10 protein-coding genes and 5 pseudogenes are annotated in these 10,612 nt (G+C 55.4%); 8 read left to right on the top strand and 7 right to left on the bottom strand.

What is annotated here, in order from left to right:
* Nucleotides 1-86 precede the first annotated feature (86 nt).
* The 4 genes and pseudogenes from NKJ00_RS26220 to NKJ00_RS26205 all read right to left on the bottom strand — a co-directional run.
* The gene (locus tag NKJ00_RS26220) at nt 87-416 is read right to left on the bottom strand and encodes an ArsR/SmtB family transcription factor (protein WP_245260337.1); all 330 of its coding nucleotides are present in this window, start codon (nt 414-416) and stop codon (nt 87-89) included.
* Between the two features lie 237 nt (nt 417-653).
* Nucleotides 654-770, bottom strand: a pseudogene (locus tag NKJ00_RS26215) (IS110 family RNA-guided transposase); the annotation flags it as partial.
* Nucleotides 771-807: 37 nt separating this feature from the next.
* Nucleotides 808-897 (bottom strand): hypothetical protein, encoded by a 90-nt coding sequence (locus NKJ00_RS26210; RefSeq protein WP_352631872.1) that lies wholly within the window; start codon nt 895-897, stop codon nt 808-810.
* A 60-nt stretch (nt 898-957) separates the two neighbouring features.
* Nucleotides 958-1,423, bottom strand: a pseudogene (locus tag NKJ00_RS26205) (transposase); the annotation flags it as partial.
* Between the two features lie 217 nt (nt 1,424-1,640).
* Between NKJ00_RS26205 and NKJ00_RS26200 the strand changes: the two are divergent.
* On the top strand, nt 1,641-1,790 hold the full coding sequence (locus NKJ00_RS26200; protein WP_352631861.1) for a hypothetical protein: 150 nt from the start codon (nt 1,641-1,643) through the stop codon (nt 1,788-1,790).
* 188 nt (nt 1,791-1,978) lie between these two features.
* Here the strand turns inward: NKJ00_RS26200 and NKJ00_RS26195 are convergent.
* Nucleotides 1,979-2,400: pseudogene (locus NKJ00_RS26195) on the bottom strand (transposase); the annotation flags it as partial.
* A gap of 146 nt (nt 2,401-2,546) precedes the next feature.
* Here NKJ00_RS26195 and NKJ00_RS32250 point away from each other — a divergent pair.
* From NKJ00_RS32250 to NKJ00_RS26185, 3 genes and pseudogenes are all read left to right on the top strand, one after another.
* A complete protein-coding gene (locus NKJ00_RS32250) occupies nt 2,547-2,708 on the top strand; it encodes a Y4oE-related protein (protein ID WP_502906413.1) in 162 nt (53 codons plus the stop codon).
* A 121-nt stretch (nt 2,709-2,829) separates the two neighbouring features.
* Nucleotides 2,830-3,843: a Tn3 family transposase gene (locus NKJ00_RS26190; RefSeq protein WP_352631859.1), complete on the top strand. Its 1,014-nt coding sequence runs from the start codon at nt 2,830-2,832 to the stop codon at nt 3,841-3,843.
* Nucleotides 3,759-3,932: pseudogene (locus tag NKJ00_RS26185) on the top strand (Tn3 family transposase); the annotation flags it as partial. The gene NKJ00_RS26190 and the pseudogene NKJ00_RS26185, both read left to right, overlap by 85 nt.
* 156 nt (nt 3,933-4,088) lie before the next feature.
* On the opposite strand, the pseudogene NKJ00_RS26180 reads toward NKJ00_RS26185, so the two are convergent.
* Nucleotides 4,089-4,855, bottom strand: a pseudogene (locus tag NKJ00_RS26180) (IS110 family transposase); the annotation flags it as partial.
* Between the two features lie 85 nt (nt 4,856-4,940).
* Complete coding sequence (gene alr / locus NKJ00_RS26175; protein WP_352631857.1) at nt 4,941-6,086, bottom strand: alanine racemase; 1,146 nt, start codon at nt 6,084-6,086, stop codon at nt 4,941-4,943.
* 702 nt (nt 6,087-6,788) lie between these two features.
* On the opposite strand from alr, the gene NKJ00_RS26170 reads away from it, so the two are divergent.
* From NKJ00_RS26170 to NKJ00_RS26150, 4 genes are all read left to right on the top strand, one after another.
* Entirely contained in the window at nt 6,789-7,508 is a 720-nt protein-coding gene (locus tag NKJ00_RS26170) for a hypothetical protein (protein WP_352631855.1), read from the top strand.
* Nucleotides 7,509-7,858: 350 nt separating this feature from the next.
* Entirely contained in the window at nt 7,859-8,026 is a 168-nt protein-coding gene (locus NKJ00_RS26160; protein WP_352631874.1) for a hypothetical protein, read from the top strand.
* Between the two features lie 553 nt (nt 8,027-8,579).
* Nucleotides 8,580-9,299, top strand: coding sequence for a class I SAM-dependent methyltransferase (locus NKJ00_RS26155; RefSeq protein WP_352631853.1), 720 nt, complete (start codon nt 8,580-8,582; stop codon nt 9,297-9,299).
* A gap of 172 nt (nt 9,300-9,471) precedes the next feature.
* Nucleotides 9,472-10,590 (top strand): D-alanine--D-alanine ligase family protein, encoded by a 1,119-nt coding sequence (locus NKJ00_RS26150; RefSeq protein ID WP_352631851.1) that lies wholly within the window; start codon nt 9,472-9,474, stop codon nt 10,588-10,590.
* Nucleotides 10,591-10,612 lie beyond the last annotated feature (22 nt).

The following is a 10,612-nucleotide window of genomic DNA, read 5'->3' as shown; positions in this document are numbered from 1 at the left end:
AGCGAGACCGCCCGTGGGTGTCGGGCTGTGCGATCGCGCCGTCTGCGGAGTTGTCCATGGTAGCTTCGCGCTCCAATTGAATTGATCTATTTCACGATCAAGCACGCGGTCCCCTTCGGCCGCGTGTCTCGTACCGCTTCGAGCCGCTGCAGGTCCTGTTTATGATAGCCGTCGCGATGGGGCAGGAGATCGACCAATAATTGAACCAGCCCGCCGTCGTTGGATCCTGCGTTGAGATGGTACGAGCGCCACGGAGGCTGTTCGTTGCAGCAAAGAAAGTCGGCTCTGGCGAGCAGCCGGACGTGTCGCGCAACCCGCTCTCGACACACGCCCAGAATCTCCGCTAGCTCGCATACAGTTAGGTCCGCATGCGCACAAAGGCCCAGGATTCGAAGGCGGTCAGGATGCGCTGCCATGCGTAGGCGACTAACCAGTGTCATCATTGGTCAGCATCAGCCCAAATGGAAAGACTCGATATCCCTCCTGCTGATTTTGTCATTTGGCGTCTCCGCAGATGCTACAGGTTAGACCCAATTGTGTTGTTGCTTACCACTCCCAGCGGTCTGGAGTTGCTAAGAGTCTGTGAAGTTCTTTGAAGGATCTGTTGCAACGCCTGCGCGCGATTGGGCGACCGGCATGATTTGCGTCCTGGTTTAGCGGAACTGTGCGCCGTCGCTCCAGATGCGATGCATGATCACCGCCAGCCGGCGGGCGAGCGCAACGGTGGCTTTCTGCTGGCTGCGCCGCTTGGCGACGTTCATCGCCCAGGAGCATTTCGTCGCGTCAAGCCCTTGGAATTGCGGAAGCTTACGCGACTGATGAAGCCGTGCCATTGAAATTCAGCGATGTGTTACAAGGCACACCCACCCCGCTTTTCGCCTTTAACGAGGTAAGCAGCTGAAAGAGGCGCGGGTTCTGCTCCCGAGAAACTGTCTGGGCCCGTGCTGTTCCATCGGGTCAAGTCCGGGAACTGCTGGATAAATTCTGGCGGGGCTCCTTTGCCGCTGCTTTCTTGTCGAGGCTGTTTCGGGCCTCGTATTCCTGATCGAGTTCCTGCCTGACGGCGGTCATCTGGCGGCGCTCGAAGTCGGTGATCCTGATTGCCCGCCACCGCTCGGCAGCTCGGATCATGGCGCCGAACATGAGCTTGAGAACGGGCTTCTCGCCGGAGCCATTGGGAATGATCTTTAGCCTGCGCCGCTCCTCGACGAACAGACGTTCCATAAGATTGGTGGTCCTGATGGCGCGGCGGTGAGTGATCGGCATTCTCAGATCCGCGATTGCCGCTTCGAAGTCGTCCATGAAGCAGCGCGACCGCGCTCGGCAGCTCGGTCTCGTAGTCCTTCACCAGACCGGCGGCGAGATCGCGGGCAATGGCGCGCGAGGGGGCCTGATAGGCGGCGGTGGCACGGGCCTTGAGATCTCCTGCCCGGACCGGCGAGCTGTTCGATCCGCACGGAGGAAAAGGCGAGGAGCCGTAGCCGATGATGAACGGACAGGAGAAGTCTGACTCCGGCATAGTAGCCGTAAAGCCGACGAACAAAGCCGGACAACAGGCAGCAGAGTTGGTGGAGCCAAGGCCGGGGACCAAGGGGAACGCGGAACAGCAACGCATGCACCGGACACAGAGTCGGGCTCGCATGTCCCAGTCGTTGGACCGCGTACGGAAAGCCGCAAGGCTGAGGAAGAAGGAACGGTTCACCGCGCTCTTCCACCATATCAATGTCGACACGCTTCGGACGGCGTTCTACGCGCTCAGGCGCAAGGCCGCTCCCGGGTGGATGGCATGACGTGGCGGGACTACGAGGCGGACCTTATCAGGTCATTTGTCGATATGGCATCTCAGACGGTCCGCGTTAAATAGTATTAAAATATCTTGTAAAAAATATAAATTAGGACTAACAAAAATTTACTTTATACTTGCGAACCATCCGATTATATGGCGGACAAGCCAATCTTGTGGCTAGTTGATTAGCAAGAAGGGCTCGGGTTGCTGGTTATGCTCTTGGCGGAAGCGGTTGATTGCCGCATGGAGGTCGCGGACGAGTGGAGGGCGCCTCGATAGAGGCGACGCTTCGACAGTTTTGCGAAGAAGCCCTCGACCGCGTTGAGCCACAAGCACGAGGTCGGTGTGAAATGGAAGGTGAAGCGCTGATGGCGGCCCCGGTCGGCACATCGGCGTTGATGCCTGTGAGGTCCTGATGGCGATGCCGCCGAATGTTCTTGCCGATAACGGTGCTGCACGTTGCGAGCGGCATACAGTGTGGTCGTGCTATTCGCTTCTAATCGGGTCATGGTGGCGAGCCTACGCTTCTTCATAGGGAGGCCGGGTTGGATTCGGTCGAGCCCATGCGGCGAAGATGGAGCTCGTCTGGCGAGAACACAATCCTCTGAAATGGGTATCCTCTGAAATGGGTATTGACGCCGCCCCGGCGCATTTGGAAACCCAGCCGTATGCGGCCGCTGCCCTATGATCGGCATCGCGCAAAACTGTTGAGCAGAGCTAGATCGAGTATTTATTTGTCGAGCAGATCGAGGGTATTGATATGGGAAATTGGGGCAGCGTGGTTGAGGGATGGCAGGGATTAACTGACGACGAGGCGATAGAAGCAGCGACCGAAAAGCATGGCAAGGACCTTGCGACGTCGGTCGCTTATTGCGCCTTCGAAGCGTCTGGCAACCCGGACGATCCGGAATACCGATTCTAGGTCGATCTGTTTCTGAAACTTTCAAAAAAGGATCATGTCGGGTGGGCTTAGTCTACGGACGACCCTGTCGGATTGAGGCGTATGACAGCAGATTCTCTCTCAGACAGCTGCGGGGGATTTGATGATGCGCTTCCAGTGGTTCGAAAGCTTTCTCATTCCGACGCCAACGTTCGAGCTGGTGCGCGAGGAAGGGCCATTGCCAGTCGCGGTCGAGACCGATGTCGAAATCTACCTCCAGGAACAGCGAACGATCCTGAACAAAGGCCTCTCCGACCTTGCTCGGCTCGCAGAGGCGGGAGAACTCGATGATGTCGAGTTGACCGAAATCGGCTTCAACGTCACTCCGCATAAGGCTGCATTGCCCGATATCGCCAGGTCGTTGAAGCCCAAGGTAGAGTCCCGATTGCCACCAATCCGAATCACCAACATGATCCTCGAAGTGGACGCCCGCACAGGATTCTCGAACGCCTTCACCCACCTGCGCACGGGCCGGTCCGCCGACAACAAGCTTGCGCTGCTCACCGCCATTCTCGCCGACGGCATTAATCTCGGCCTGACCCGCATGGCGGATGTTTCTCCAGGCCTGACGATGCGGCACCTTGCGTGGGTTCATGACTGGCACATTCGAGAGGAAGGCTACACCGCGGCACATGCGATCCTCATCAATGCCCAACGAAACCTGTCCCTCACGGCGATCTGGGGTGACGGCTCCACATCGTCGTCGGACGGACAGTACTTCCAGGCCGGCGGTCCCGGCGAGGCTATAGGCGACCTCAATGCGCGCTACGGTTCAAATCGCGGCGCCAAATTTTCCCGGTTCACGTCAGACCAGTATGGCGCGTTCCATATCATTACCATGAGCGCCAATGCTAGCGAAGCCATCCATGTTCTGGATGGGCTACTCTATCACAGCAGCGATCTCGCCATCGAAACCCACTACGTCGATACCGGCGGCGTCAGCGACATGGGCTTTGCGCTCTGCCATCTGCTCGGCTTCCAGCTCGTGCCACGCCTGCGCGGCCCCTCCGCAAGAGCGAGGCCCAGAACACGCTGGCACGCGCCCTGTTCTTCAATCGCCTCGGCGAACTTCGCGACAGGACATTCGAAAGCCAGTTCTATCGCGCCCCAGGCCTGATCCTGCTGATCAACGTCATCGTCTACTGGAACACGCTGTATCTCGAACCGGCATTCGCTGACCTCAATCGCAAGGGCATCGCCACCCCGCCGGAGGTAGTCAAGCAAATCGCCCCGCTCGGATGGCAGCACCTAAGCCTCACTGGCGACAGAAAACCTCGATCTCAGGCCGCTCCGGCACGAAACTTCAATCCTCGCAGCCTGATCACCCTATGTTACAAATGTCGGACAGATTCACCACTTTTCTCCGACCGTACTGGATTTTCCAAACCGTGTCGGGTCATCCACCGCCGAGCGATAGGTGAGCGCAACCAAGGCGCCGACGCCGGGTGTGCTCATCAATCTGCGGCAGACCTTGTCAGCGCGCGCGATCTTCAGCATCTCGCGATGGAGCTTGGTGAACTCGCTCCACAACGCCGTCCGCGCCGCCAGCATCGCACCAATCACTGTCTCCAGAGCGATGTGCCCTGCTGTCAGTTCCCGGATACGCGCCTCAAACCTTCCACGACTGACTTCTCCGACCTTCAGCCCGTAACCGCGCAGGATCCCGCGGATGCTCAGTTCGACGTCGAGAAGCTTGCCTTGCAGAAGCTTGCGTCCAACAAGAAGGGCTCGGCTATCCTTGCAAGTCACCGATTTGACATGAACCGGGCGTTACCATCCCATCCGCAGCAGTTGGGCGATCCCGCGTGCATCTTTCCGGTCGGTCTTCACCGTCATAGCCGAGAGCGCCGCTTTCACGTGCGGTGTCTCGAGCAAAATCGCATCGCGTCCGGCGGCCACAAGCCCGGCATGCAGCCACTGCGATAATGGCCCAGCCTCGAGCCCAATGCGGATGACAGACAATTCCAGTTCGTCGAAATGGCGCACCAGTGCCTCCGGCGCGCTGGCGATCTTGACCTCGCGGATGATCCTTCCGGTCGCGCCCCAATGCACACGCTGCTCTCTTCCAGAGAGACATCGATTCCACATAGTGTTCCATGGCTGTTCCTCTCATGATGCTTGGAGCCGATCGCTCGGACTCCGTTTCAACACCATCATTCTGAGGGACAGCCACCCAACCTGGCTATGCTCGCGAAGGCCGGCCCATTACGGCATCTAGTGCGAGTCGCTGTCGACTGCATTGCGATTTGCCAGCAATCTGGCAGATGGACAGGAAGAATTCACATACCGTCTTGTGCAGCCGGCACCCAAGCGCGTCAGCAGCTCCGGTGGGTTGACGCCAACGGCCGCTCCAAGGTCATCCGGGGTGAAATTATTACCTAGCAATTCCACAAAAGTTCCTAAATCACAAAGTGATTCAGGAACGTCTGTTACATCTATCGCTATGTATTCCATGCATATTGTTCCAATTAAAGGGGCCGAATATCCAGCAAACCGAACGGATATCTTGTTCGCGCAGGCCCATGGAAGGCCATGCTTAAAACCGATCCCGGCGATCGCCACGCGGCTAGTCCGGACCGTACGAAATGTCGCGCCGTAGCCAACCGCCTCCCGCCTAGCAACATTGCGCACCTCGAGTATTTTAGCTCGGAGCCTTGCGACGGGCTGCAGCGGATTTGGTTGAATGCCAGCGTCATTGAGCCCGTAGAGTGCTGCGCCCACCCGTACCATGTCGAAATGATAGGATTTACCCAGCCAGACACCAGCGGAGGCAGCAAGACTGCCGCAGGTGGGCTTAAGCAGATCGTAGACCGCCCGAAAGCGGTTCCTTTGCAATACATTAGTCGGGTCCGCAACGTGTTCGCTGCACGCGAGGTGGCTGAGTACGAACGACGGAGGATACCTGTCGAAAGTACCAGAAAGATACGCGCGACGAACGTCGGCAAAGGCGAGCCCAAGGCGGGAGAAACCCGTTTCCACGTTGAGAAAGTATGTTTGCGTCCCTGTTGCACCAATGGCCTCCAATTCGGCGAGATTGTTCACAACCGGTATGAGACCGTTGGATCGATAGCATCGGCGAAATTTCGCAAATTCATCGCAAAAAACGGCAATTGCCCCGTCTACATGTGATGCCCTCAAAAGCAACGCTTCGTCTAGGTTGGCGACGAAGAGCAGATCGCAGCCAGCATCGATGAGCGCTCTTGCAATCTGTACAAGACCAAGTCCGTAGGCGTCGCTTTTAACGACACCAGCCACCCTTACGTGTGGCCCAACAAGTGCCGAGATGACCTGGAAGTTCGCCTGAACCGCCCCAAGATCGATCTCAAATACAACATTGGCAGGACGTACTAGTGGCACCATCTTCTGCTCTCCGTTCCCGTTTTCTTTAAGCTCGCAACCTCGCAACGCAGCGCGTTAACTCTCATGCTACAAACTAGATCCGTCGCGCACTCCGATATCTTCCGAGCCATATGGTGGGATTGCGACAGGCGGGCGTCAGTGTTGTTTAAAATTGATGAATATTTGTTAATCATAAATTGCGTAGTCATCATATATATTTAACGCAGCACTGCCTTGTATCTCGGCTATACGTCGGCCATAAGCTTACAGCTCGATTTAATTGGATCTCGTTGCGGAGGGATTTTATGCTAGATCGCATAAATATCCTGATTATTGGACATGGCGTGCATGGGGGAGATGTTCTCGATTTTCTCAGTCAAAGCGGCAGACCCTACAATTTGCACCTCGGGGCAAGAGATGTGCAGCGGGCCTTTTTAAAGGCTAACCTTGCGAGATACACGGCCCTGAATCTCGGTCACATCCGACCATCGAGGTGGTGCCTATCGATCTGATGAATATGGACGCTACAGCAGAGCGACTGGCGGCTCTCCGTCCTGACATCATCTTCAACGCATCGATATTGCATTCAAGGGAGATCATAACGCAATTGCCGCCTCAGCTTATCGCCAAATCGACAGAGCAGGCGCTGGGGTCTGGATTCCATTGCACCTAGTTCTCGTGCGACGCCTGATGAAGGCCGTGCGAGAGGCCGGACTTGAGAGCATGGTCGTGAATGCATCCTACCCTGATGTAACGAATGCCGCCCTTGTAGCCGAGGGTCTCTCGCCGGCGATCGGGATCGGCAACATCGCGAATGCCGTACCGGGCATCAGGTTGGCGGCCGCGCATCTTCTGGGTTGCGAACTGAAAGCGATCGACGTGCGGTTCTTTGCCCAACACTTTGTCAGTGATCGTATTCAGAGGATCGGTTCCACGGACGGAGCGCCCTACTATTTGGCCATATATCAGGAGGGCCAGAGACTTAGGCCTGAGGAATTGGCTCACGATAATCTCTTCGCGAACGTTGCCACACACTTTCGGGGGGTGGAAGGCCTGGCGGGACATGCGGTGACCGCATCGTCGGCGACAAACGTCCTGCGGGCGTTGGCCGACCGGATAGAGCGCGTCGTTCATGCGCCCGGTCCACTTGGGCTTGTCGGAGGCTATCCCGTTAGGATTGCTCCGACAGGTATCTCAATCGATTTGCCCGAAGGCCTGTCGCTTGACCATGCGGAGGAGATCAACACGGAATGTCAGAAATATGACGGGATTGAGGCCGTGGAAAGCGACGGGACCGTGCGCTTCACGGGAGAGTCGGCAGAAGTTATGCGTGAGTTGCTCGGCTACGATTGCGAGGCAATAGCGCTGGACGAGTGCGAAGACCGCGCGAAGGAACTGGTGGCAAAATATGTTGAATATTCTCGTTCCTTCGATCAGCTGTGAGCCTTCGGGACGTTGTCCATCCGGCCCCGATCGAGAAAGCTGATGTTGTCGAAGCTTCAGTGATTCTCGGAGGACCGAATGAACATCCACAAGAATTTCCGTCTGACGCCGCTGCGTCGAGAGGAGATGGCCCGCGACGTTGTTGAAGGCCGGCGCGGACATGCGGGGTGACGGCGAAGGTGGTGGCGCCTTGGGTGGACCGCTTCCGAATCGAGGGAAGCGCCAGCATGCTCGATCATTCCCCACAGCCCAAGACAAGCCCGAGGCGAACCGAGCCGCGGTGGCGGATGCGATCGTGGCGCTGCGCCGACGGCGCCTCACCGGCGAGCACATCGCCATGCAAAACGGGCGTGTCGGAAGCGACGGTGAGCCCGGTGCTGGCACGCGCCGGCCTGTCGCGGCTGAATACCGGGCACCGGCAGAACCGGTGCGCCGCCTATCAGCGCGTGCATTTGGGACACCCCATCACCGGGCGATATCCGGGCGCGGTCAACCGCCATCTCGGCATCGCCTGGTAGTTCCTCCATGTCTGCATCGATGATGCCTCGCGCGTCGCTTTCGTCCAAGTCATGCCCGACCAGCGCAAAGAGCGCGCTGTCACCTTCCTCGAAGCTGCCATCGCTTATTACGCCAGCTTCGGCGTCAAGGTGCTGGGTGAAATTACCGACTACGGCATCTGTTAAAGATCGAAGGCCTTCGTCAAGGTCTGCTGCGATCTCGGCCTCAAGCATGTCAGGACAAGGTTCGCCGCGACTGCGCAAGACCGCCATGTGTGAAGGAACCAACCGCCCCCTCGCACGCTGCCTCCTGAGAGAAAGTGCCCTTCGCAATTCGGTCGATAATTGTCGCCCGTCCGACAAAATTGTTTCATATCCGACACACAAGAACAGTCTCGGGGGGCTAACGCAGTAAACTCCGACTGTTTCTCAGTTGGCGCATTTCTTGCTTTTTCCCTGTGACATTCATTCAAGCAACGATCCGGTTCGAGGTTCGCGCCGATGAACTCGTATGAGATCCCCAACTCGGGCAACCGCAAGGACAGAAGAGAGAGACAATATGTGCGATGACGTAATGTATGATGAAAACTGGGCGTCTACATATGACCATTATACCCGCATACGAGGAAGGATCGACGAGGTTGATGCTGCTGTCGCCTTTCTTGATCGTTATTGCAATGGGGGCAACGCTCTTGAGCTTGGTGTTGGCGGCGGGCGAGTGGCAGTTCCGCTGAGCGAGCGAGGCGTAAGGGTCGACGGTATTGACAATTCGGACAGCATGTTAAGAGTTCTTGCCAAGCGAAGTGATATTGTCAAGGCTTGGAAGGCAGATATCGCGAATTTTCGCTCTGAGCAACGATACAATCTAGTGTATTGCGTTTATAACACGTTCCAACTGCTTTTCACACGCGAAGCACAATTAGCTTGCCTTCGATCTTCTGCCGCTGCATTAGATGATGAAGGAACTCTGTTAATAGAAATTGCTGTGCCAGACCTGGATGGTTTCGTACACGGCCAGAGAGCTAGTACGGTTCTCTTAGATCATGAGAATACGATCCTGATTGCGGAGGTCCACGAATCTCTAAAGCAAAACGTAGTCTCGACCCTTCTCTGGTTTTCCGGAACATCGGTTCGACGTTTACCACATAACATTCGCTACGTGTACCATCAGGAACTTGACACCATGGCCGAATACGTAGGACTGGAGCTGGCGGAGCGTTGGGAAGATTGGGCAAGAGGTGCATTCGCCGGAAGCTCCAAACGTCACATCTCAGTTTACCGCCGAAGACGCTAGCTGCTTGCTTCACATATCTTTCGCGTTGCAGTCGCCGGCTTGGGGCGCTTACTGCCGTCGTTAGAGCCGAACGGCTTTCGGCTCCAGCCTGTCAAAACTACGAGTTGGCAGGGTCTGAGACCCTTCAAAATACTATGATGGACATCCCCTCAGCAGATCGGAGTGACGAAAAATGCGGCCTGAAGTTTCGTTCATATTTGGCGGGATATCGACGGAATATGACTCCTCAGTATCATCGTTGGAACACGTTATCTCTAGTTACTTAGGCATTCCTAATATCGAACGACCGTTCGACGTTAAGAATATACATCACGTAAGACATGAAGACGGACTTGTTAGAACGCTTCCATTTAGCGAGACCTTTACAATCTCTGATCTACATCACGTTATTTCCGGTACTGGCACTGCGCATGGGCGTACCTTGGTAAATGCACTTGACGAGATTGCGTCGCGCAACGAATACGTTGTCAATTTATTGCATGGACAGTTTGGAGAAGACGGAGGAATCCAAACGCTTGCTGCACTTTTAGGCTTAAGAGGTACGTTCGGCGATCCCCAAGTCGCATCGTTGACAATGAATAAGTACGCGATGTCGTCTTTCGTTTCTTCGCTATTGCCTAGCGATATTATAATGGTTCCTAAGACAAGACTAATCAAAGCTAACGATAAACTAAGTGAGGAGCAAATTGCCAGTTCGTTCCGAGGTCCTATTGTTGTGAAGCCGAACTCGCTAGGCTCATCACTACTTACCGAGGTGTTTCATGAACCGGCAACCTCTGGGAGAGAGGTGGTCGCACTAGTCAATGAAATACTTGAGAAAGATAGTACCGCCTTATTGCAGGAGTATGTTCGTGGCCACGAATATTCTTGCGGCTGTATAATAGATTCACTTAATGTCATACCGCTTCCAGTTATTGAGGTCAAAACGGACAGAGAATTCTTTGGCTCGATGGAGAAGTCTCATAAGGACATGTTCGATCTCGAGGCGGTGGACGACCATAACAATTCAATTTCAGACAGGATTAAGTCTGCCGCCAGGATTATAGCATCCGCTATTGACCTTTATAATTTTGCCAGATTTGATTTCATAGTCACATCTCGATCTGAGATAGTTTTCCTCGAATGTAACTATATCCCGGGGATGGGGAGTGAGAGCATCTTTCCAGCGATGTTGGAAAGGAACGGCATGACGGTTATAGATCTCATACATTGGGTTATTTCAAACTCAACGCCTTATACCAGAAAAAGTTACCTCGTGCGTGGTAACACGGATGTACGAAGTCTTTTGTAGATGAATAATTTTGCGGTCGTCC

Origin of the sequence: Mesorhizobium sp. M0227 (assembly GCF_040321855.1) — a bacterium.
Lineage (GTDB): Bacteria > Pseudomonadota > Alphaproteobacteria > Rhizobiales > Rhizobiaceae > Mesorhizobium.
Note: the sequence above shows the minus strand (reverse complement) of the source record. Positions and strands in the feature narration are given on the sequence as shown.

Excerpts from the sequence above, each read along its gene's own strand:
- NKJ00_RS26220 (WP_245260337.1), bottom strand. The coding sequence starts at position 416 with ATGGCAGCGCATCCTGACCGCCTTCGAATCCTGGGCCTTTGTGCGCAT.
- NKJ00_RS26200 (WP_352631861.1), top strand. The coding sequence starts at position 1,641 with ATGTCCCAGTCGTTGGACCGCGTACGGAAAGCCGCAAGGCTGAGGAAG.
- NKJ00_RS32250 (WP_502906413.1), top strand. The coding sequence starts at position 2,547 with ATGGGAAATTGGGGCAGCGTGGTTGAGGGATGGCAGGGATTAACTGAC.
- NKJ00_RS26190 (WP_352631859.1), top strand. The coding sequence starts at position 2,830 with ATGATGCGCTTCCAGTGGTTCGAAAGCTTTCTCATTCCGACGCCAACG.
- alr (WP_352631857.1), bottom strand. The coding sequence starts at position 6,086 with ATGGTGCCACTAGTACGTCCTGCCAATGTTGTATTTGAGATCGATCTT.
- NKJ00_RS26170 (WP_352631855.1), top strand. The coding sequence starts at position 6,789 with ATGGTCGTGAATGCATCCTACCCTGATGTAACGAATGCCGCCCTTGTA.
- NKJ00_RS26155 (WP_352631853.1), top strand. The coding sequence starts at position 8,580 with ATGTATGATGAAAACTGGGCGTCTACATATGACCATTATACCCGCATA.
- NKJ00_RS26150 (WP_352631851.1), top strand. The coding sequence starts at position 9,472 with ATGCGGCCTGAAGTTTCGTTCATATTTGGCGGGATATCGACGGAATAT.